25 protein-coding genes, 1 tRNA gene and 1 pseudogene are annotated in these 19,457 nt (G+C 62.4%); 20 read left to right on the forward strand and 7 right to left on the reverse strand.

Annotated elements, in window-relative coordinates; translation table 11 throughout:
- Positions 1-107 precede the first annotated feature (107 nt).
- Together H9L14_RS01885 and obgE are read right to left on the reverse strand one after the other, a co-directional pair.
- Complete coding sequence (locus H9L14_RS01885) at positions 108-1,013, reverse strand: NAD-dependent epimerase/dehydratase family protein (protein WP_187709003.1); 906 nt, start codon at positions 1,011-1,013, stop codon at positions 108-110.
- Positions 1,010-2,053: a GTPase ObgE gene (gene obgE, locus H9L14_RS01890; RefSeq protein ID WP_187709004.1), complete on the reverse strand. Its 1,044-nt coding sequence runs from the start codon at positions 2,051-2,053 to the stop codon at positions 1,010-1,012. Before obgE ends, H9L14_RS01885 begins: the two co-directional genes overlap by 4 nt.
- Positions 2,054-2,706: 653 nt before the next feature.
- On the opposite strand from obgE, the gene H9L14_RS01900 reads away from it, so the two are divergent.
- Both H9L14_RS01900 and H9L14_RS01905 read left to right on the forward strand, forming a co-directional pair.
- Positions 2,707-3,585, forward strand: a complete 879-nt coding sequence (locus H9L14_RS01900) for a metal-dependent hydrolase (protein WP_187709005.1) — start codon at positions 2,707-2,709, stop codon at positions 3,583-3,585.
- A 56-nt stretch (positions 3,586-3,641) separates the two neighbouring features.
- Positions 3,642-4,346, forward strand: a complete 705-nt coding sequence (locus H9L14_RS01905; RefSeq protein WP_187709006.1) for a 2OG-Fe(II) oxygenase — start codon at positions 3,642-3,644, stop codon at positions 4,344-4,346.
- On the opposite strand, the gene H9L14_RS01910 is transcribed toward H9L14_RS01905, so the two are convergent.
- From H9L14_RS01910 to hspQ, 4 genes are all read right to left on the reverse strand, one after another.
- Positions 4,343-4,882: a GNAT family N-acetyltransferase gene (locus H9L14_RS01910; RefSeq protein WP_187709828.1), complete on the reverse strand. Its 540-nt coding sequence runs from the start codon at positions 4,880-4,882 to the stop codon at positions 4,343-4,345. The two genes, H9L14_RS01905 and H9L14_RS01910, sit on opposite strands and share 4 nt — an antisense overlap.
- Before the next feature lie 175 nt (positions 4,883-5,057).
- The gene (rpmA, locus tag H9L14_RS01915; protein ID WP_187709007.1) at positions 5,058-5,330 is read right to left on the reverse strand and encodes a 50S ribosomal protein L27; all 273 of its coding nucleotides are present in this window, start codon (positions 5,328-5,330) and stop codon (positions 5,058-5,060) included.
- A 34-nt stretch (positions 5,331-5,364) separates the two neighbouring features.
- On the reverse strand, positions 5,365-5,868 hold the full coding sequence (rplU, locus tag H9L14_RS01920; RefSeq protein WP_187709008.1) for a 50S ribosomal protein L21: 504 nt from the start codon (positions 5,866-5,868) through the stop codon (positions 5,365-5,367).
- A 111-nt stretch (positions 5,869-5,979) separates the two neighbouring features.
- Positions 5,980-6,330: a heat shock protein HspQ gene (hspQ, locus tag H9L14_RS01925; protein WP_246444342.1), complete on the reverse strand. Its 351-nt coding sequence runs from the start codon at positions 6,328-6,330 to the stop codon at positions 5,980-5,982.
- 144 nt (positions 6,331-6,474) lie between these two features.
- Here hspQ and H9L14_RS01930 point away from each other — a divergent pair.
- The 11 genes from H9L14_RS01930 to H9L14_RS01980 all read left to right on the forward strand — a co-directional run bounded on the left by H9L14_RS01930 (position 6,475) and on the right by H9L14_RS01980 (position 14,177).
- Positions 6,475-6,564 (forward strand) — tRNA-Ser (locus tag H9L14_RS01930).
- A 185-nt stretch (positions 6,565-6,749) separates the two neighbouring features.
- Positions 6,750-7,613, forward strand: a complete 864-nt coding sequence (locus H9L14_RS01935; RefSeq protein ID WP_187709010.1) for a tyrosine-type recombinase/integrase — start codon at positions 6,750-6,752, stop codon at positions 7,611-7,613.
- Positions 7,610-8,014: a tyrosine-type recombinase/integrase gene (locus tag H9L14_RS01940; RefSeq protein WP_187709011.1), complete on the forward strand. Its 405-nt coding sequence runs from the start codon at positions 7,610-7,612 to the stop codon at positions 8,012-8,014. Before H9L14_RS01935 ends, H9L14_RS01940 begins: the two co-directional genes overlap by 4 nt.
- The gene (locus tag H9L14_RS01945; protein ID WP_187709012.1) at positions 8,011-8,424 is read left to right on the forward strand and encodes a hypothetical protein; all 414 of its coding nucleotides are present in this window, start codon (positions 8,011-8,013) and stop codon (positions 8,422-8,424) included. Before H9L14_RS01940 ends, H9L14_RS01945 begins: the two co-directional genes overlap by 4 nt.
- A 99-nt stretch (positions 8,425-8,523) precedes the next feature.
- Positions 8,524-8,739 (forward strand): helix-turn-helix transcriptional regulator, encoded by a 216-nt coding sequence (locus tag H9L14_RS01950; RefSeq protein ID WP_187709013.1) that lies wholly within the window; start codon positions 8,524-8,526, stop codon positions 8,737-8,739.
- Entirely contained in the window at positions 8,739-8,960 is a 222-nt protein-coding gene (locus H9L14_RS01955; protein WP_187709014.1) for a hypothetical protein, read from the forward strand. The genes H9L14_RS01950 and H9L14_RS01955 overlap by 1 nt, the downstream gene beginning before the upstream one ends.
- A 69-nt stretch (positions 8,961-9,029) precedes the next feature.
- On the forward strand, positions 9,030-11,831 hold the full coding sequence (locus H9L14_RS01960; RefSeq protein WP_187709015.1) for a primase-helicase family protein: 2,802 nt from the start codon (positions 9,030-9,032) through the stop codon (positions 11,829-11,831).
- Between the two features lie 293 nt (positions 11,832-12,124).
- A complete protein-coding gene (locus H9L14_RS01965) occupies positions 12,125-12,802 on the forward strand; it encodes a P27 family phage terminase small subunit (protein ID WP_187709016.1) in 678 nt (225 codons plus the stop codon).
- Complete coding sequence (locus H9L14_RS01970) at positions 12,799-13,047, forward strand: hypothetical protein (protein ID WP_187709017.1); 249 nt, start codon at positions 12,799-12,801, stop codon at positions 13,045-13,047. Before H9L14_RS01965 ends, H9L14_RS01970 begins: the two co-directional genes overlap by 4 nt.
- A 38-nt stretch (positions 13,048-13,085) precedes the next feature.
- Positions 13,086-13,484: a hypothetical protein gene (locus H9L14_RS01975; RefSeq protein ID WP_187709018.1), complete on the forward strand. Its 399-nt coding sequence runs from the start codon at positions 13,086-13,088 to the stop codon at positions 13,482-13,484.
- A 105-nt stretch (positions 13,485-13,589) separates the two neighbouring features.
- Positions 13,590-14,177, forward strand: coding sequence for a hypothetical protein (locus tag H9L14_RS01980; RefSeq protein WP_187709019.1), 588 nt, complete (start codon positions 13,590-13,592; stop codon positions 14,175-14,177).
- A gap of 68 nt (positions 14,178-14,245) precedes the next feature.
- Here H9L14_RS01980 and H9L14_RS01985 read toward each other — a convergent pair whose 3' ends face one another.
- Complete coding sequence (locus H9L14_RS01985) at positions 14,246-14,575, reverse strand: hypothetical protein (RefSeq protein WP_187709020.1); 330 nt, start codon at positions 14,573-14,575, stop codon at positions 14,246-14,248.
- A gap of 56 nt (positions 14,576-14,631) precedes the next feature.
- On the opposite strand from H9L14_RS01985, the pseudogene H9L14_RS01990 reads away from it, so the two are divergent.
- From H9L14_RS01990 to H9L14_RS02020, 7 genes and pseudogenes are all read left to right on the forward strand, one after another.
- Positions 14,632-15,471 (forward strand): annotated as a pseudogene (locus H9L14_RS01990) (phage major capsid protein); the annotation flags it as partial.
- A gap of 756 nt (positions 15,472-16,227) precedes the next feature.
- A complete protein-coding gene (locus tag H9L14_RS01995) occupies positions 16,228-16,650 on the forward strand; it encodes a hypothetical protein (RefSeq protein ID WP_187709021.1) in 423 nt (140 codons plus the stop codon).
- 47 nt (positions 16,651-16,697) lie between these two features.
- Positions 16,698-16,913 carry a hypothetical protein gene (locus tag H9L14_RS02000; protein ID WP_187709022.1) on the forward strand — a complete coding sequence of 72 codons (216 nt, stop codon included), beginning with the start codon at positions 16,698-16,700 and terminating at the stop codon, positions 16,911-16,913.
- Positions 16,914-17,140: 227 nt separating this feature from the next.
- Positions 17,141-17,689: a hypothetical protein gene (locus tag H9L14_RS02005; protein ID WP_187709023.1), complete on the forward strand. Its 549-nt coding sequence runs from the start codon at positions 17,141-17,143 to the stop codon at positions 17,687-17,689.
- Between the two features lie 143 nt (positions 17,690-17,832).
- Positions 17,833-18,321, forward strand: coding sequence for a hypothetical protein (locus H9L14_RS02010; protein ID WP_187709024.1), 489 nt, complete (start codon positions 17,833-17,835; stop codon positions 18,319-18,321).
- Between the two features lie 134 nt (positions 18,322-18,455).
- Complete coding sequence (locus tag H9L14_RS02015) at positions 18,456-18,584, forward strand: KGG domain-containing protein (protein WP_187709025.1); 129 nt, start codon at positions 18,456-18,458, stop codon at positions 18,582-18,584.
- Positions 18,585-18,696: 112 nt separating this feature from the next.
- On the forward strand, positions 18,697-19,449 hold the full coding sequence (locus H9L14_RS02020; RefSeq protein WP_187709026.1) for an energy transducer TonB: 753 nt from the start codon (positions 18,697-18,699) through the stop codon (positions 19,447-19,449).
- Positions 19,450-19,457 lie beyond the last annotated feature (8 nt).

The following is a 19,457-nucleotide window of genomic DNA, read 5'->3' on the forward strand; positions in this document are numbered from 1 at the left end:
TGAACACGCGCCACCAAAGCTTGGCGGTGCGAGTCGCGGAGGTGGCGTTCAGGTGCCTCATCGTCGGATTTGCTAGGTGAGGGACGTCGACTTCGTCAAGGCGTCGGCTAAAGCCAGCCCTGCTCGCGGTACCAGCCGGCAGTTTGCGCCAGCCCTTGCTCCGTCGGTACTTCCGGCTGCCATAGATCGGCGGGGGGCTCGCTTCCGTCGCTCACCACCCAGTCGGGATGGCAGAAATAGGCAACGCGGTCGGGGGTGAGCTTGGCCCTGTCGCCGCGCACTATCCGGTCGATCGCGGCGCCTGCGCGGAGAACCAGACGGGGCGTGGCGAACGAGATAGCGCGGGTTCCGACCGCTTTCGCGAGCGCTGCGGCAAATGCCCGGTGCGTCCAGCCGTTCGCCTTTGCGTCGTGCGGCTCAATGATTTGCTTCACCGGCTCGTCTCGCTCCGCAAGCGCGAGAAGCAGGCGACCGAGATCGTCGACGTGAATGACCGACAGGCGGCCTCGCGGGGGCAGAAAGACAACGCCGGATTTGGCCATCTTGAACAGCTCCAGCGTCTCCTTGTCGCCGGGGCCATAGACTGCGGGCGGGCGAACAATCGTCCAGTCGAGGCCGGAGCGCTGAACCAGCTCTTCCGAACGGGCCTTGGACGCGCCGTATTGCGAAAGGCCCGGCTCGCGCGCCGCGAGGGACGAGACGTGGACGAAGCGGTGCGTGCCGGCTGCCGTCGCGGAGGCGAGCATCGCAAGCGTGCCATTGACATTCCCCGCTTCGAAGCCGGCGGTGTCCGGAGCATTGATCACGCCCGCGACATGGATCACCGCATCGCTTTCTTTCACGAGCTGCTGGAGCGCGTCACGGTCTTCGAGGCTTCCCTCGATCCATTCGACACCGTCGCGCACTTGCTGCGGACGCCGGGCGAGCGCGCGGACCAGATGGCCGCGCTCCACTGCAAGGTCGATGAGCCGCTGTCCGACGAAGCCTGTTCCGCCGGTGACGGCAAGGATCATAGGGGCGACCAGGGCCGTTCGTCCGCGGTGGCGTCTTCGCGGACCTCCGCCTGCGCGCCAAGGCGCTGAATGACGGCGTCGAGCAAGGGCGCGACGCCTTCGCCGAGCGGCGCGGAAATGGGGAAAGCAGTTTGGCCGGTTGCGTCTTCAAGCTCCCGCTTGAGTTCATGCAGCCGTTCCTCGGTGACGAGGTCGCTACGGCTCAGCCCAACGACTTCGGGCTTGCCGGCAAGGTCTGCACCGTAGCTTTCCAGCTCACCGCGCACCACGCGCCAGGCCTCGACCGGATCGTCGCCCGCAGCATCGACGAGGTGCAGCAGAACTTCGGTCCGCTCGACATGCCCGAGGAATCGATCGCCGATGCCCGCGCCTTCAGCCGCGCCCTCGATCAGGCCGGGGATGTCGGCAAGCACGAACTCGCGGCCCTTGTGCCGGACGACACCGAGCTGGGGGCGGAGCGTTGTGAACGGATAATCGCCGACCTTCGCGGAAGCGTTGGTGACCGCGTTGAGGAAGGTCGACTTGCCCGCGTTCGGGAGCCCGACGAGGCCGACGTCGGCAAGCAGTTTCAGCCGAAGCCAGATCCACATCTCCTCGCCCTCGATGCCGGGCTGATGCTGGCGCGGGGCGCGGTTGGTCGAGCTCTTGTAGCTGGCATTGCCTCGACCGCCCATTCCGCCTTCAAGCAGTACGACGCGCTGGCCTTCGACCGTCAGGTCGGCGATGAGACTGCGGTCCTCGTCATCGGCGAGAAGCTGCGTTCCGACCGGAACCTTGATCACGAGATCGGGCGCGGCGGCGCCGGTGCGATTCGAACCGGAACCCCCGGTCCCACGCTTCGCCCGGAAGTGCTGGGTGTAGCGAAAGTCGATCAGCGTATTGAGGCCGGGCACCGCCTCGAAGACGATGTCTCCGCCCTTGCCGCCGTCGCCGCCGTCGGGCCCGCCGAACTCGATGAACTTCTCGCGACGAAAGCTGACGGCGCCGGGGCCTCCGGAGCCGGATCGTACGTAGATCTTTGCCTGGTCGAGAAAATGCATGAACGCGCATGTAGGGCGGCGCGCCCGATATGACCACTCAGGCCATACGGGGGTGCCTTGCGGCGATTTCCGAACGAAGGGCTTCGGTCGCGATCCGTCTCGCGGCATCGCGCTGCAATCCGAGCGAACTCGTGATCGGTTCGCCAAGGAGAGAATCGCCGAGCGCCGCAAGCACCAGCCATAGAGTGCTTTCGGGACGTGATGTTCTTCGTGACCGACCCTCAGCTGCGAGACCAGGGCGCGGATCGAATCGAGGATCGGGTTCAGGGCATCGCGGTTGCCAGACAGGATCATCCAAGCGGCGAGGGCGCCCGCGCCTTCGCGATCGAAGGCGTCGAACGTGCCGTCGACGACCTCGCGAACGTCACGCTCGCCGACGCGGGCGCGCTCCACTGCCTCCGCGATGCTTCCGGTCACTCGGTCCGCGATCGAGCGTGCGAGTTCGGCCTGGAGGCCCGCTGCCGAGCCAAAATGATGGAGCAGGTTGGCGTGGGTTCGGCCGACCTTCGCGGCGACCGCTTTTAACGTTACGGCCTGCGGCCCTGAGCGAGCAGCAGCATGCGCGCGGCTTCCAGCGCGGCGGAACGGCTCTCTTCGGAGTTGAGGCGTTTACGGCTTATTGACACGTTTGTCAGTTAATATAACTTCCACCCATGAGCACGACGACCCTGCCGACTCCGTCAGACCTGACGATCACGCCGCGCGATCGGAAATTCGAACGCGGCGAACTCGATCCACGCCTGTGGCACGGCGGGAGTGTCGAGGCCACCGCCATTTACAATGCGCTGTCGACGACCTTCCCCGTCGGCGAGGCCTATTTCGTCGAGAGCGTTCGCGCCTTCCGCGAGGGCACTCCGCCGAAGCTGGCGCAGGAGATCAAGGGCTTCACCACCCAGGAAGCCATCCACAGCCGTGAGCATGCGGCCTTCAATCGCCGCGCCGCGGACTCTGGTTATGATCTGTCGAAGCTTGAAGCGCAGGTCGAATACAGGCTGAGCATCACGAAGACGAAGCCGCCGATCGTCAGTCTCGCGGCGACAATGGCGCTGGAGCATTTTACGGCGATCCTGGCCCACGAGCTTCTCGCCGACCCAAGCCATCTGGCAGGCGCCGACAAGGATGCCGCCGATCTCTGGCGCTGGCACGCCTGCGAGGAGATCGAGCACAAGGGCGTCGCCTACGACACCTGGCTGCACGCCACGCGCAACTGGCCGCGCACGAAGCGCTGGAAGGTGAAGGCGAAGGTGATGCTCTACGTCACCCGCAATTTCGTCGTCGACCGGACGGCGGGTTCGCTCGAGCTCATGCGGCAGGACGGCGTGAGCGGCCTTCGCGCGTGGTCGCGGCTGCTTTGGTATTTGTGGGTTTATCCGGGAATGTTCCGGAAGATCGGAGTCGCCTGGTTCAAATTCTTCCTTCCGAAATTCCACCCGTGGAACGAGGACGACCGGGATCTCCTCCGCGCCTATGAAGCGAGCGCCGCAGTCAGGGCAGCGCCGGCTCCGGTGAAGAAGGTCCGCAACGCGGCCTGAAGTTTGGCGGCAAGCGGCGGGACGCTTCACGGCCTCCCCGTAGCTACTCAGTCGCCATGACAATCCAGGACAGATTTGCCGCCATCGATTGGGATCGCGTTTCAGCGGATCTCGATGGGCGCGGCTGGACGACCACCGGCCCGTTGCTTTCGGCGGAGGATCGGGAGGCGCTGATCGCAGCGTACAAAGAAGACCGGCTCTTCCGGAGCACCGTGGTGATGGCGCGGCATGGCTTCGGCAAAGGCGAATATCGGTATTTCTCAAATCCCCTGCCGGAACTGATCGGGACGCTCCGCAAGGCGCTTTACGCTCGTCTCATCCCGGTCGCGAACCAATGGCGCGAACGCTTGGGCCAAGGCGATCTCCTGCCGGCAGAGCATGCGGAGTATCTCGAGCTATGCCATGCTGCCGGCCAGACGCGACCGACGCCGCTGCTGCTTCGCTACGGGCCGGGCGACTACAATTGTCTGCATCAGGATCTCTATGGCGACCTGAGTTTCCCTCTTCAGGCGGCCTTTCTGCTGTCGGAACCGGCGGGGTTTGAAGGCGGGGAATTCGTGCTCACCGAGCAGCGGCCGCGCATGCAGTCGCGGGTGCATGTCGTGCCGCTAAAGGCGGGCGAGGCGGTGATCTTCGCGGTCAATCACCGCCCCGTTCAGGGAGCGAAGGGCACGTATCGCGTTACGATGCGCCATGGAGTCAGCCCGGTGCGCAGCGGCAGCCGCCACACACTGGGCATCATCCTCCACGACGCGACCTAGGCGGCCAGCGCCTCGTCCTCCTCAACGGCTAGGGTCAGTCGGAGCAGGCGAGCCTGCGCCTCCGCTCCGCGCGCGCAACTGAGCCGAGGCGCGGAGATACCGAGCGGCTTGAAACCCAGCTTCTCGAGCACCCGGCCTGAGGCAGGATTGTCGAGGAAGTGTGAGCCTTCGAGCTGCGTGAAGCCAAGCGTCCGGGCGATGTCGATCAACGCCAGGCCGGCCTCGGTAGCATAGCCGCGGTCCCAGTAAGGTCTCGCGATCCAGTAGCCGAGCTCGACCGCACCCGATGGACGTCTGCCAAGCCCGCAAGAGCCAACGAGGCGCGGTGCGCCTTTTGTCCGGGCGAAGATCAGGAAGGACGGCAGAACGGGATCGCGCGGCTGCGCGAGAAAGGCTTCGGCGTCGCGAAGATGATACGGCCATGGCGCCGTCGCGAGATTGCGGACGATCATCTCGTCGGCAATCGCAGCGGCAAGCGCCGGGGCGTCTTCAGCCCAGCCGGGCCTCAGAAGCAGCCGTTCAGTCCTGGCGAACATCATTCCTTCTCCCTCCGTGAGCCGCGCCGTAGCGCCGCTCCGTGACTGTTTCGGGAGAAGAATTGGGCCCTTCAGATACAAAGAAGGGAGAAGAGGGGGCTTCCCTCTTCTCCCTTGTGACCTTGCGGTCGACTTTGGGCTGCCCCCTCCTGGGGTGGCCCTTATCGACCAGCCCCTATGCGTTTTCCTCGGTCGTAATCGGCATGACGTGCACGTACTTGCGACCAAGCTTGCCGTCGCGAAACGCGACGGTGCCGTCGGTAAGAGCAAAAAGCGTGTGATCCTTGCCCATGCCGACGTTGCTGCCGGCATGCCATTTCGTTCCGCGCTGGCGCACGATGATGTTTCCGGCGCGCGCGCTTTGGCTGCCGAAGAGCTTCACGCCGAGGCGCTTGCTTTCACTGTCGCGACCGTTGCGGCTGGAACCGCCTGCTTTTTTATGTGCCATGAGAAACTACTGCCTGAATTTCTTAAACGAGTGATTACTTGGCCTTAGGGGCCTTCTTGGCTGCGGCCTTAGCAGGTGCAGCATCCTTTGTCGACGGCGCCTTGTCGGCCTTTGCCTTCGGCTCGGCCTTCTTGGCCGGAGCTTCGGCCTTGGCCGGCTTCTCCGCCTTCGCAGGTGCAGCAGCAGCCTTGGTCTCGGCCGGAGCGGCTTCCGACTTCGGCTTCGCTGCCTTGGCCTTCTCGCCGCCGATGGACACGATCTTCAGGATCGTGTGGTTCTGACGGTGGCCCTTCTTGCGGCGATAATTGTGCCGGCGGCGCTTCTTGAAGACGGTGACTTTCTCGCCCTTTGCCTGGGCGACAATTTCCGCTCCGACCACGAGGCCAGCGACGGACTTCAGGTCCGAGCCTTCTCCGGCAAGGAGGACGTCGGTGATGTCGATCTTGTCGCCGGCTTCCCCAGCGAGTTTCTCGACGACGATCTTGTCTCCGGCGGTGACGCGATATTGCTTACCGCCCGTGCGCACGACTGCGAACATTGGCTCACTTCTCTGCAAAACTGGACGCGCGGTCGGGCTATAGACCCCGCGCGAAAGGCAGCCGCCTATGGCAGCGGCCGTGACCTGTCAACCGCGGGCGGCGTCGAAAAACTAGTGACGATGCTCCGGTCGGAGCTGGTAGCGGCTGCCGTCGAAGCCGTTGAAGTAGGCCTCGATCGCTGGGTGGTCGATCGGCTCGTCGCTCTCGTCCTGCATCAGGTTCTGCTGGCTGACGTAGGCGATGTAGCTCTGCTCGGCATTCTCGGCGAGCAGGTGGTAGAAGGGCTGGTCCTTCGAGGGACGCAGGTCCTCCGGGATCGCCTGATACCATTCCTCGCTGTTGGCGAAGACCGGGTCCACGTCGAAGACGACTCCGCGGAAATCGAACAGCCGGTGGCGAACGACATCGCCGATTCCAAACCGGGCCTTGGCCATCGGCAAAGCAGGTGTTGCGGAGTTCATGGCTGTGAAACGTTCGACGTGCGACATGGCTTCAATCTAGGGATCGCGCGCGGTTCCACAAGGCGGCTATGCAATGCCGGAACGCGCTGCTAGAGGCGCCTCCGCCCAGCCGGCATCGTCCGGCCAGCGCCTTCATACAAATGCGGAGAGGTGGCTGAGTGGTCGAAAGCACCGCACTCGAAATGCGGCGTACGGGCAACCGTACCGTGGGTTCGAATCCCACCCTCTCCGCCAACAGCTGATCCCCGATACAGCGCGAATAGGCCCGATTGGGCTGCTAAAATCCACGCAATTCAAACGTTTCTAGCCTAGCCGATAGTCCGGATGGGTCCCGTTGGGTTCGACAAATCTGTTTACGTTTTTGTCCGAATCAGGGAAATATCAGGGATGGCTTTCGTTGTGAAAGCCGGGAGGCTGGTATGCGTTTGACTAAGAAGGACATCGAGCGGGCGAACAAGCGGCGCAAGTATAGCGATGGGCGCGGGCTGTTCCTGTCTGTGAGCGCGGGAGGCCGCAAGACGTGGTCATTCTGCTACCGCTTCCCGGACCCCTCCAAGGACATCGTCGGCCCGAACGGTAAGCCCAAGAAAGGCTACCGCGAACGGGAGATGAGCTTGGGGTCCATCGACTTCATGGACGTGGACGAAGCGCGCGACCGCTGCGTGGAGCTTCGCCGGATGGTCCGGCAGGGCATCGATCCGATGGAGGAGCGTGACCGCGAGACGCGGCACGTGATTCGCCAGCAGCGCGATGGATCCACGTTCAAGGACATCGCTGAGCGCTACATCGACATCAAGAAGGCCGAATGGGACGCGGGCGGAAAGAGCGAGCAATCTTGGCGCGGCTCGCTGGCCAAGCACGTCTATCCGATCCTTGGCGACATGGCGGTGGATCGCATCGACCGGGCCGACATCATCGATCTGTTGCTGCCGATCTGGACGAAGGTGCCGGTTACGGCCACGCGCCTCCTGCCGCGCCTCGACCTGATCTTCAGCTTCGCCATTGAGGAGGGCTTCCGCTCCGGGAACAACCCGGCTGACCGGGACAGCCTTCGCAAGTCGCTCCCGAAGGCCAGCAAGGTTCACAGCCCGAAGAAGCACAAGGCGATGACCTACGCCGAAGTGCCAGCGTTCGTGACCTCGCTCCGGAAACAGAAGGGCGTGACGCCACAAGCGCTTGAGTTCCTGATCCTGACCGCGCTTCGCACGTCCGAAGTGATCGGTGCGACGTGGGATGAGATCGATGAGGAAGCTGGCGTGTGGACGATCCCGCGCAACGCATGAAGATTAAGCGAACCGGGAACGGTGAGGAGCGGATGCCGCACCGCGTGCCGCTGTCCGAGCGAGCGCTAGCGATCCTCAAGGCCGTTCCGCGTGAGGAGGGCAACCCGCACGTTTTCATCTCCCGGACGAAGCCGGGCAACGGCCTGAGCAACATGGCGATGCTCGACCTTCTCAAGAACGACATGGGCTATGCCGGAAAGGCGACAGTCCACGGTTTCCGCTCCGCGTTCCGCACCTGGGCGGCTGAGGCCACGGACTATCCCGACCAGTTGGCCGAGTTCGCGCTGGCGCATTATGACGACGACGAAACGGTTGCAGCTTATCGGCGCACCGATCTTTTCGACAAGCGCAAGCCTTTGATGGCTGATTGGGCGGCGTTTGTTGAAAGCGTAAAGGCATGAAGCTCCCGGAGTGGAAATCGAGCGACCCGGAGGACCAGCGGGCGCTGACTCGCTTCATCATCGCTGAGCTCGACCGGGCCGATGAGGCCGCTCTAGCGGCAGCGAATGACGGACCGGGCGCGCAGTTCATCGGCATATGGGGACAAGCTCAAGGTCTTCTCGCCCGGATCGGGCTGAAGTTGCCATTACCGGAACCCGCGAAGCGACCGGGACCAAAGCCCAAAGACGATCTCACCGACATTGAACGCGCCGCGCACGATGTGCCGCGAATCAGGGCGCTCTTTCAGCTTCATTGGAACAAGCGAAATCGCACGACGCGGCCAATGGCGGAGGACATCGCCGCCGAACGATGGGAATTGAGTGCTGGCGAACGGGCCAAGCTCATCAACAGATTTCGGCGGAAGCCCTAACTTTCGCGGCAATTAGCCGCCGAACTGCTGCGCTCTCCGTTGTAGCGATTGGGGCCGATTGGCTCTCTTTAAGTCCCCGTCACAAGGACGGAGGACACAATGACCACAACCATCAAGGCCCCATCTCTCGTCATTCGACCGCGAGATTGGATGCGCGAACTAGGCGTCGGCAAGCACGGCCTAGCAATCCTGATCCGCGATCACGGCCACCCCAAGCCTTTCGCTCTCGGCAAGCGCAGCAGCGGCTTCGACCGGGCGGAATGCGAAGCGTGGCTTGAGGCCCGCAAGGCGCAACGCGATCAGGCCAATGCGTAATGAGCGAGGAGCCGGAGCCGTATCACGGCCCGTTCGTGGTCCTCGCGCCTGATCCGCTTGGCTACCGGGTGAGTGTCGATCCGGCGAACGATCCGGACCTCATCCGCACCTATCGGATGAAGAACGATGCGTGGGCCTATGCCCGCGATCTGTGGACCACGCTCCGCGCTCCGCTGCGCGATCTGACTGAGAGCAACACCGCCCGCGCTGCCGAAAAATAACGGCGCGAAAAAACCTGTTCGATCTGAATTGGCGGCAGCGGACCTCTCTCCTCGGAAGGAGAAACCACTATGACGATCTACACGACGAAGGCCGCTTGCCAGCTTCTTGGCCGCGACCGGAAACAGCAAGAAGGCGACATTGCCACCGGCCACTGCGGACATGTTCCCGCTTCGGTCAACGGGATGCGCCATTGGCGCGATGACGACCTAGCCGCCGAACTGCTCTTCATGGATCTGCGGCGTGAAGGCTATTCGGTGAAGATTGCCGGGTTGATCGCTACCCGGCTGCGCACCGCGACGCGCGAGCACCCGGAAGCCGCCCAGCTCACGCTCGTCACGATGATGAACGGCAATCGCTTCGCGGTCCCCACGGCGGACCTCGACTTGGCGAACGGCTGGACCTCTGGCGGCCCGGTTCGCGAGGCGCTGATGATCGACGTGCGCAATCTGCGGGCGCGGATCAGCCAGCTTCTTGAGGCTTACGAGCCGGTGATCGGGGCGGCGATGACGACGCCTGAAAGTGCAAGCGCCCGCTCCGATGAAGGAACGGGCGCAGCGCTAGGGGAACCGGAAAGGAATGACCCTGAAGCCGGTCCTGCTGCGGACGCGCATCAGAATAAAGAGGAACCGACGCGCATCGGGCAGGTCACTTCGCTCGATGAGTTGCCCGCCGTCCGCGCATATCTGATCCGGATCGAGGCGAAGGCGGTGAATTTCCAGCGCGCCAAGATCGAAGTGACTGAGGACGGCTATCCCCGAACTGTGGGCCAGGTGCGCTTCGACGCGAAAGGCAACGTGAAAGTCACCGGAAAGGCGGAGCAGCCGACAGAGGCCGAAGCCGCTGCGATCAAGGAAGCCTTCAAGAATGTGAAGCTCCCGACGATCGTTCATCTTGAGGTGGTCACCGAGCCGCCTCCCGGCGTGAACCTCTCCGATCCGAACATCTACCTCTGCCATGACTTCGACGGGCGGGTGGTGATGATCCACCAGCGCTATCAGACGAAGGACGGCGGCAAGGGCTTCATCCCTTGGACGCGGTGGAGCGACGGCCAGTGGCATCAGATGGAGCCGGAGGTCATGCCGTTCTACGGCCTCCCCGGCGCGAAAGAACATAGCACCCTCTTCCTGCATGAAGGCGCTAAGAGTGCCGCGTTCGTGAAGCGGCTGTTGGCTGGCGAAGAGTCACCCGACCGCTTTCCGTGGCTCGATGAGCTTCGTTACGGCGCGCATGTCGGCTGGATCGGCGGAGTTCACGCCATCAACCGCAGCGACTGGGCGAAGCTCGCCGCGATGGGTTGGAAGCGCGTCGTCATCATCGCGGACAACGACCATGACGGGAAGGGCCTGAAGGCCGCGCACGAGATTGCCGCGCCCGAGATTGCCGCCGAGCGCTTCGCATCGAATGTCTGGATTTGCGCTTTCGATGCCCGGTTCAAGGATGGCTTCGATCTAGCTGATCCGCTGCCTGACGAGATGTTCGACGGCGAGCGCTTCGTCGGGCCGATGTTCACTGACTTCCTGATCCCGGCGACCAAGGCGACGTTCCTGTTGCCTGTCGAGGGACGCGGAAGGCCGACCGCCTTGCTGCGTGACGAGTTCGCAGCGCAAGTCGCCTACACCGCGCAGCCACCGCGGATCATGTTTCGTCACCATCCGAGCCGCGACCGAAGGCCGGAAGAGTTCAACACGATTATCGCGCCGTTCTCCGATGTGAAGGACACGGCGCAGAAGGTCTTTGAGCGCATCGAATGCCAGCACGAGCGCATGGTCTATCGTCCGGGCTTCCCGTCCGGGTCGCTCACGGTCGATGGGCAGCGGTGCTTCAACGTCTATGAAGGGCCGAACATCACGCCTGTTCCGGGCGATGCTGGGCCGTGGGAAGCGTTCCTAGAGCACCTGTTCCCCGACGCCGAAGAACGGCCCTTGGTCATGAAGTGGCTCGCCACTCTGATCGCGAAGCCGAAGGTCCGGATGCGCTACGGGATGCTCCTGATCTCCGCCACGCAAGGCGTCGGCAAGAACACGCTGGGCATGATCCTCCGCACACAGGCGGGAGCGTCCAACGTGAGCTTCCCTTCCGAGAGTTCGGTTGTGGACAGCGCGTTCAACGGCTGGGCGGCGCGCAAGCGGCTGATCTTCATCAGCGAGTTCTATTCCGGTCAGAAGCGCAAGGCTTACGACAAGCTCAAGTCGCTCGTCACCGATGATGTGATCGAGGTCAACGAGAAGGGCGTCAACCAATACGAGTTGGACAACGCGGCGACGATCATCGCGTGCTCAAATTCCGAAGAGGCGCTGTATCTGGACGATGAGGATCGGCGCTGGCTCGTGCCGACTGTTTCGGAAACGCTGCAAGCTCCGGAATGGTGGGCCGACCTCCGCCAATGGCTCGCGAGCGACGGGCCGGGAATCATCCTGCACTGGGCGCAGCGATACGTTGCCGACCACGGCTTTGTCGGGACCGGCGACCACGCACCGGGGTCAACGCGCAAGCGAGCGATTGCGGAGGCTTCCCGATCACCGGCGCTGAGGCTCGCGACCGAACTGGCCGAACATCTCACGACGCTGGACCGCAAGGTCATTCTGCCGATGCGCGACGTTCGCAAGTGGATCGCCCTGCAACTCGGCTTCCGTCACGCGGACGGCTCCGCGAACATCGCGGACAAGCGGCTGGGGAAGCCGGAGACAGTCACGAAGGGGCTGAAGAAGGCCGAAGGCGTGACCGTCTGGGCCGACGCTCTGCGGCCCAAGATCGCCGGCACGCGGGACGCCGTGGTGATGAACTTCAAGCCGGAGCCGGATGCGCTCTGGCCCGACATCAAGGAGCACCTGACGAACATAGAGGGAGTGAAGCTCGATGACCCAATGTAACCCGGACACGAACGGACACGAGAAAAGGGGACGGGGACGGGTGAAACCCCTTTTCTCTCCCGGACAGAATTAAATCGGAAGAAGGAAGAGAAGGGGATTTAATCGGCGGCGATAGCGAAACTAGGCCTTTCGCCGTCCCCCGTCCCCTTTCGCCCGACGATCCGGCTGCGCTGGACCGCTTCCTAGCCGACAACCCGGCGATGACTGTCCGCGATTGGAAGGGCAAAGGCTTTCACGCGTTCGCGCCGTTCGACAAGCACTACGTCCTTCCGAACGAGCTTCCTTGGGACAAGTTGGACCGGGACGAAGTGCGGCGGCTCGCCACCAGCGAGAAGGCCCGCTTCCTTACTCGTGGCCAGCGAATGGCCGCTGGGCGTGATCCTGGGCTGGAATGGGATGAGCGCAGCCGATCCTACCGGCTGAAGGCCGACGCCACTCCTGCACCAGCTACGGCCACCGGGGCGATGCTGACCCCTACCCCCATCGAAAAGTTCGTGGTGGCCCAAATCCAAGACCGGCGGCGGCCACGATTAAAAATGCAAACACGGAAAATCGCGAGGGTGACGATGCCTGAACCCACAGCTTTCAACATGAACAGCCGTGAGCGCGTCATCTTCGACGAGATCATGGAGGAGCGCTCGGACTGGTCTGAGCACCAAGTTCGCTTGGCCACGATCCTCGCACGCGAAATGCTCCGGCTCGCTCAGGCGCAACAAGACCTGCAGCGCACCGGCTACGTGACCCACAACGGGCGCGGCAACCCGGTTGTGCATCCGCTTGTTCGGGTGCTCGATCAGGCCGTCAAAAAGGTCTGCGCATACCGACGCACACTCGGCATCAGTGCGCGGGCGCAAGGCGGCGAAGCCCGCGACATTGCACGCCGCCGCGCGATCCGCCTCCAGCAACAACGAGACGCCGTGCGCGACGAAGACAACCTAATCGCATTTCCGACACAAGGAGACAGGACATGACGCGTGAAGAAGAGGACTGCTCAGTCAAGGTGATCGAGTTCTGCCGCACCCACTTTCGCAAGCTTGGATCGGAGGAGTTCGCGAAGATGGGCGCTCGATCCGAGGACGTGGCAATCGCCGCCTGTTACTCCGCCTTTGACCTCGCCTCCGCCCACAAGGGCGATGCGTTCGCGGGCATCGAGTTAGCTCGCACCGCGCTGGACGTGATCGAGCGGAGTTTGCTGACCGGAGAAACGGTCCTGTGAACGCTTGGCCGCGCGCCTTGGTCAGCGGTGTGCGATGCATGGCGCGTCCGCGTCGGCCCGATGCTGAGGCTCACGCCGTGCGCGAAGCGGCGAAGATCGTACGAGCAGAAACCGGGCTGACGAGCGCGAAGGGCATCGGCGGCGAGATTGCGGCCCGCGTCGTCCCTGCGGTAATGAGAGAGATTGAGGGCGATGCGCTGGAACTTGCGCTGGCCGCAATAGAACGGGACTTGATCGGCTCTCCGTTTCAGCGGCTCGCATCATGCCCTGAAATCGACACTGCTTCCCTGTTCGTTGAAAGACAGGTCGAGAGGCTTCGCGCCAGATCGGGTCGTTATCTCTCGCCGACCGAGCAGTTGGTGGAACGCCAAACCATTGCCGCCGAGGTCACAGACGTTTTAGCAGCGCGTTATGATCGGCAATTGCGTGCCTGCTAATGCCGATTTCAGAGGTTTAGCGACTAGCATGGATAGATGATGGCTAATGACAATGGGCAGCGCGGCTTCCGCAGATGGGTGAGCTGGGCGTTCGCTCTCGTGAGCTTGGTCGCGGCGGCCTTGTTCCAACAAGCGATAGGCGCCTTCGCGACCAACAGGGGTTGGGACCAGATACTAATCAGCGGCTGGCAAGAAATCACAAATCTGGGCCTTCAGGATGTGGTTGTCTTTGCCTTCTTCACCTTGGGCGGGGCCACCCTCGCACTATGGGTCGAGTTTTGGCTCAGGGACAGGCGCGAAGCGAAGGCACGGCAGGAGCAACTGGCTTTGTCGTCCACTGCATATCTTCGATTTTCCGAGGATAATGGCGAACCGTTAGTGGTGGAGCTTGGCGAGCAATCCGAAAACGTCTCCTACTTCGCATGGTATGTGAACAACGGCGGGACGAGGCGCAACGAGGCCACGATGATCTTTGTCGAGTTCGAGAAAGAAATCCCTGCGCCTGCGGTTGTCGCTCATTCCGGAAAGCCGGGCGAATGGCGGGAGATTGCCTCCACCGATCGATTCGCATTTGTCGAGCTAAAGGGCTGGCCTGATGGTGAGGTGACTGTCCAAGCAGTTGACTCTAAAGCCTTGGGACTGGACCGCCGCCACGAATTGCTCGTTTGGCGATCTTATGCGCCAGTTGACTAATTAGAATCGAGTAGCACGCGCGAGAACGCAGTATTTCCGCGCCGGGACAGTCGATCCTCCGTCATCGATCAACGGAGAACGACATGACCTACCATTTCCCACGTTCCCTCGCCCACGGCGGCTTCCGCGTTCGCGCTGAGCAAGGCCCGGAGCAGATGATGCGTCAGCTTCGCAACGCCATCGAGGATTTCACGACGCGGCATGACGAGCGCGTGACCAATCTGGAAGCGGCGCTGAACAGCATCAACGCTGGCGGCGGCGTGAACATCTCCGCTCCGCAACTGAATGTCGGAGCCGATCCGGAATACACCCGGACGTTCAACAGCTACTTTCGACGCGGCGAGGGCGAAGAGTTCCTGCGCTCGCAGAACGCCACCGGCGACCGCGCGGCCATTCACGCGGCGATGAGCGTCGGCACGGCCGGTGACGGCGGCTATCTGGCCCCAACGAGTGGGACCGCACCATTCTTGAGGCACAGCGGGCGACCTCGCCTATGCGTCGTCTCGCGACGGTGCAGCCCACGAGCGTTGGCGCGTTCACGAAGCTCTGGGACGCGAAGAACTGGGGATCGGGCTGGGTTGGCGAAACCGCCGCGAGGCCGCAGACGACCAGCACGCAGCTTGCTCCGATTCCGTTCGCATCGGGTGAGATTTACGCAATGCCGGCTGCGACCCAGCGGCTGCTCGATGACGCGGCGATCAACATCGACGTTTGGCTGCGCAATTCGGTGCAGGCGGAGTTCAGCCGCCAAGAAGGCATCGCCTTCATCGCCGGCGACGGCACCAACAAGCCCGCTGGCTTCCTGAGTTACGTGACCGGTGGCGCCAACGCGGGGACCCATCCGGGCGGCGTGATTGAGACTGTTGAGAAGGCGCTTGATCCGGCGGCATCGGCTGCGACCGTCGATAACCTGATTGACTTCGCTTACGGGTTGGACGCGCCCTACAGAAACAATGCCACCTGGCTCATGAACAGCCTCACGGCGGCGATGCTGGCGAAGCTCAAGGACGCGGACGGTAACCTGATCTGGCGCGAGAGCCTGATCGTCGGACAGCCCGCAACCCTGTTGGGCCGTCCGGTCGAAATCGACGAGGCGATGCCCGCTCCAGGCCTTGGTGCGATGCCGATTGCGTTCGGGGATTGGAAGGCTGGATATCTAATCAACGACCGCATTGGCACTCGCGTGCTGCGCGATCCTTACAGCAACAAGCCGTTCGTGATGTTCTACGTCACGAAGCGCGTTGGCGGCGGCGTCCTCGATCCGAATGCGATCAAGGTGCTCAAACAGCCCTAACGGCACTATTCCTTAGTTGGCTTCGGCTCCGGTTTAGGCTCAGGCCTTGGCGGAGCCGGAGGCTTTTTCGCGCCGTCGTCATACTTGCGAAATTGTTCAGGCGGAGGCTTTGCCATGTAGTGAAACTACGGCAATAAAAGCCGTGTGTCTAATGGCTTTGAGACATTCGCAGACTTGCCGCCCGAGCTTCAAGTAGAGGCTCTACGCGAAGGCGAGAAAATGCTTGAGCTTCAACTCACGGTGGCGAACGCCGCCGACGCTCGCGCTCTCGCTTGGTCCGGTTTTTTATTGACCGGAGGGACCGCTTCTTTGGGAGGCGGCATCGCCCTCTTCAACAAATCGCCCGCGGACATTTGGCTTGGCTACGTCGCAATCTTGTTCGGCTTACAACTTCTGATCGCCGCGTGGCTCTCGCTGTCGACAGTCGCTCCAAAGCGCTTTTGCCTGCCCGGAAACCAGCCGTCCTCATGGCTGCCGGAGAACTGGGAGTGCGTGGGCGATGACCCGCGAAGATTCGCCGATCCCGAATTGATCAAGCGCGCGACATCGATAACTCGATTGTGAAGAATATGGCCGCCGCTGAAACCAACGCGAAGCGAATGCACCGGTCATTCAAGTGGGGCTTCATCTCTGTTGTTGCCGCTGGCGTTCTACTCTTGCTGACCGTCACGTATCGCCAGTTCACGATCCAAGAACCGAACTCCGAATTTGTCGGTCGCAATCCATAGGAGGTAAAGCATGGATCAGCGCGTTGTCATGCTGGTCGACGATTTGCGTAGTTTGCCGACCAATGAGCCGGTGGATCTGATCGGCTTCAAGGACCAGATTGTCTTCCTCCACGGCGATGTCGACAACGAGGCCGACCGCGTCACGTTGATCGAGATCTACCTCTCACTGATGGAACTGGCCGAACGACAATTCATCGCGCAAGGGGCAGATCCCACCGAAATTCGCAACTTGAAGAATGCGGAACATAAGTTCTTCTGCATCAAGGAAGCGACGATTGGCGAGAACGTCGATCCCGACCTTCTCCTGCAAGTGACACAACGCGAAGTTGATGCGGGCCGACTGCCAGCCGACGACGGACTATATCAGCATGCAAAGGACGGCGCGGCAGTCTTTGGACGCGGGAGTGCGCCTGAGCGAAAGGGATTTTTCAACAAGCTTTTTGGCCGCTGACGACTCAGCTTGTTCACGAATCGTTCTCATCCGCATATGCGGAGAGAATGTCCACGAAGCACGTCCGAACGACCGGCGACCTCGTGCGCTTCGGCGCATCCCTCCGGCTCGACTGTAGTGGCTGCGGAGCCGCGCGGACCCTCTCCGGGCCGGAAGCCGTGCAGACCTTCGGGTTGGCTCCCCTCACCCATGCGCGGGCGCGGGCGAAGTGCTCGCGATGCGGGGTGAAGGCGGCTCGCATCGTGGTGCTTCCGCCGTTGTAAGACGTCGCTTTGGCCAGCCCTTTCAATACAGCTTTCCGCTGCTAGCATCTTCCCATGACGAAGGCTTCGAGAGGTCGACAGGCGCGACGTTTTGGCGGTGGAGGTTCAAAGCCGCCCGTTAATGATGTCCCAGTGTCCAGCCATGCGCCACGGGACGAACCTCACTTAAGACGGCTTGAGATTTTCGGGGGCTAGCTCTCAGCACGATAAGCGCCCTTTTTGCGGCCGTGGCCGCTGTCAGTTCGTGTCAGCAGACTGCCGCAACGCGAGGTGATCGAACGACGCCCTACAAGATCGCCTTGTTCCAGACGCGCACGGATGAATTCCGAAAGTTCATGACAGCTGGTCAGCGCCTAGATGCGGCCTTCCGGAAGGCGCTTTTTGTGAATCCCGTTTATATGGAAACGTCCGAAGATGCGTTGAAGATGACTGACGCGCAGTTGCAGGATGCAAACGCAAAAGTCGCCTTCATGATCGACGAATACACGACTTGGTTGAACGATGCTCAGGCCGTCAACGTGGGTTGGACACCTGAGACGACTATGGCCGTCAATCGGTCGCTTGAGGCCAGCGAAAGGGCGATGGGCTGCTACTTCGCATTCGGTCCTTCTGCTCGGACAAACGTGAGAGCGGATTATTGGGCAGGTGTTCGTCAGCGAACGGCCCAAGAATGTCCAAAAACGCGGGCAAGTGTTGTTCAGTTCGATGAGGCGCTTTTGGAGGCCTACAACCTCATGAAAAAGGACATAGACGCCGTCACGCTTCCGAATATCTAGAGCCCGCTCCCGTCCGGGAAAAATTCGGGGTTAGGCTCCCGGCCACGGAGACGAACTCATGTTTTTCAGCACATTAGGCGATCCGCAGTCGGACACCCTCTCCGCCAGCGCCCATCGAAAGGGCATTCGACCTTAAGGGCAGATTGATCTCAGCCTCGTTGATCAACGACCGGTCGACCACCGCCTGGGTCATCGTCGCGGCCTATTTTGCCGGTGCCGCGGCAGCGTTTTGGGCTAGTGGCGCGGCGCGCAAGCGCGAACGTCAATTCTGGATCGGTACCGCGCTGTTGCTCACCTTCCTGGGGTTCAACAAGGAACTCGATCTTCAGACTTTCCTCACCGAAACGGCTCGGAAGCTGGCCCACTATGAAGGCTGGTATGATCAGCGGCGATTGGTCCAGGGCCTGTTTTTGCTGCTCCTGGCGGCGGGACTGATTGTGGCGATCATCGCGCTCGCTCGCCGGCTCCGGCGTTCGCCGTTGCCGGTCAAGTCTGCAGCGCTCGGAATTGCGCTGTTGTTCGCATTCGTGGTCATGCGCGCCGGTTCGTTCCACCACATCGATCGATGGGTGACCGTTAATATCGGGGGTTTGCGCAGGGCTGGTGGCTTGAGCTCGCGGGTATTGCGGTGATCGCCGCTTCGGCTCTCGCCTATCGGAATCTGCCGCGACGAAAATCTCGCTAACTCACATCAGATATTTGAACCGCTGTTTCCGGGCTGCGTTTTTCGGTGTCGCTACGGGTTGTAGCTCACAAGGAGGCAGGCATGGCCGGATCGAAGGCGAAGCGCGGCTTTGCTGCGATGGACCCCGCGAAGCAGCGGGAGATTGCAAGCAAAGGCGGCCGGGCTAGCCACGGCGGCGGCCGTAAGAGTGCAAGCAGTATGAGCCGCTAATAAATCTGTGTGAGAGCGGCGCCGGGCGGATGATCATCCGTCCGGCGTTCTCTCTTCTTGCAACGGCGTGACAGCGGCAACCGCGCAGCATTACGGTCGTTGTCAGACCGTAATGTATCGCTCCAATCTCAAAAATCGTGACAAGGGCAGGGCCATCGCAGGGGTGATCGCAATCCACGCGGTCCTGCTGTTCATGCTCCTCCATCTCTCGGGACGGATAGATCTCGCCGACCCGCAAAGCGTCATGCGCGTCTTCGACGTCAACGAAGTGCCGCCGCCACCGCCTACTCCGCCGGTCACCCCTAAGCAGGCGGAAGAAACGCAGAAGCCGAAAGAGCGGGAGGGCGCGGCCGCACCCGCGAACATGAAGAGCCAGGCGACGCCCGTGGTAGCGCCGAAGCCGCGGATCGAGCTGCCCGTTCCAGTCCCCGTGACTCCGACCAAGACCCCCAACGAAGGCGCCGCGCCGACGCAGGGGGCGTCGAACGTACCGGGGCCGGGCACGGGTGCAGGCGGCACCGGGGCGGGCACGGGTTCGGGCGGAGCAGGCAGTGGGACAGGCGGAGGCGGACAGGGGCTTGCCGCCGTCCGGACGAGGCTTGCGACGCGGCCGCTTCGAGGGCGCGACTTCCCGCCTCAGTTGCTCGACGCCTGGCCGCGCGGCGCGTGGATCCGGATGCGGTTCCGCGTCGACGCGAACGGTGCGATTATCCAGTGCATCGTCGATCAGGGGACCGGAAACCCGGCCATCGATTCGCAGGTGTGCAGCATCGCTCGCCAGCGGCTCCGGTACACGCCGGCGATCGATCGAAGCGGTCAACGGGTTGCGGATTGGGCCGGCTATGGGCAGGAGCCTCCGCGCTAGCCGACAAA

The sequence above is a fragment of the Sphingomonas sediminicola genome (assembly GCF_014489515.1).
GTDB lineage: Bacteria > Pseudomonadota > Alphaproteobacteria > Sphingomonadales > Sphingomonadaceae > Sphingomicrobium > Sphingomicrobium sediminicola.

What these genes read in the sequence shown, in the direction of transcription:
- hspQ (WP_246444342.1), bottom strand. Translation starts at nt 6,330, where the DNA reads ATGAACTCCGCAACACCTGCTTTGCCGATGGCCAAGGCCCGGTTTGGA.
- H9L14_RS01900 (WP_187709005.1), top strand. Translation starts at nt 2,707, where the DNA reads ATGAGCACGACGACCCTGCCGACTCCGTCAGACCTGACGATCACGCCG.
- H9L14_RS02020 (WP_187709026.1), top strand. Translation starts at nt 18,697, where the DNA reads ATGTATCGCTCCAATCTCAAAAATCGTGACAAGGGCAGGGCCATCGCA.
- H9L14_RS01955 (WP_187709014.1), top strand. Translation starts at nt 8,739, where the DNA reads ATGAGCGAGGAGCCGGAGCCGTATCACGGCCCGTTCGTGGTCCTCGCG.
- obgE (WP_187709004.1), bottom strand. Translation starts at nt 2,053, where the DNA reads ATGCATTTTCTCGACCAGGCAAAGATCTACGTACGATCCGGCTCCGGA.
- H9L14_RS01945 (WP_187709012.1), top strand. Translation starts at nt 8,011, where the DNA reads ATGAAGCTCCCGGAGTGGAAATCGAGCGACCCGGAGGACCAGCGGGCG.
- H9L14_RS01975 (WP_187709018.1), top strand. Translation starts at nt 13,086, where the DNA reads ATGGCGCGTCCGCGTCGGCCCGATGCTGAGGCTCACGCCGTGCGCGAA.
- rplU (WP_187709008.1), bottom strand. Translation starts at nt 5,868, where the DNA reads ATGTTCGCAGTCGTGCGCACGGGCGGTAAGCAATATCGCGTCACCGCC.
- H9L14_RS02015 (WP_187709025.1), top strand. Translation starts at nt 18,456, where the DNA reads ATGGCCGGATCGAAGGCGAAGCGCGGCTTTGCTGCGATGGACCCCGCG.
- H9L14_RS01970 (WP_187709017.1), top strand. Translation starts at nt 12,799, where the DNA reads ATGACGCGTGAAGAAGAGGACTGCTCAGTCAAGGTGATCGAGTTCTGC.
- H9L14_RS01960 (WP_187709015.1), top strand. Translation starts at nt 9,030, where the DNA reads ATGACGATCTACACGACGAAGGCCGCTTGCCAGCTTCTTGGCCGCGAC.
- H9L14_RS01935 (WP_187709010.1), top strand. Translation starts at nt 6,750, where the DNA reads ATGCGTTTGACTAAGAAGGACATCGAGCGGGCGAACAAGCGGCGCAAG.
- H9L14_RS01885 (WP_187709003.1), bottom strand. Translation starts at nt 1,013, where the DNA reads ATGATCCTTGCCGTCACCGGCGGAACAGGCTTCGTCGGACAGCGGCTC.
- rpmA (WP_187709007.1), bottom strand. Translation starts at nt 5,330, where the DNA reads ATGGCACATAAAAAAGCAGGCGGTTCCAGCCGCAACGGTCGCGACAGT.
- H9L14_RS01995 (WP_187709021.1), top strand. Translation starts at nt 16,228, where the DNA reads ATGCTGGTCGACGATTTGCGTAGTTTGCCGACCAATGAGCCGGTGGAT.
- H9L14_RS01950 (WP_187709013.1), top strand. Translation starts at nt 8,524, where the DNA reads ATGACCACAACCATCAAGGCCCCATCTCTCGTCATTCGACCGCGAGAT.
- H9L14_RS01910 (WP_187709828.1), bottom strand. Translation starts at nt 4,882, where the DNA reads ATGTTCGCCAGGACTGAACGGCTGCTTCTGAGGCCCGGCTGGGCTGAA.
- H9L14_RS02000 (WP_187709022.1), top strand. Translation starts at nt 16,698, where the DNA reads ATGTCCACGAAGCACGTCCGAACGACCGGCGACCTCGTGCGCTTCGGC.
- H9L14_RS01940 (WP_187709011.1), top strand. Translation starts at nt 7,610, where the DNA reads ATGAAGATTAAGCGAACCGGGAACGGTGAGGAGCGGATGCCGCACCGC.
- H9L14_RS01905 (WP_187709006.1), top strand. Translation starts at nt 3,642, where the DNA reads ATGACAATCCAGGACAGATTTGCCGCCATCGATTGGGATCGCGTTTCA.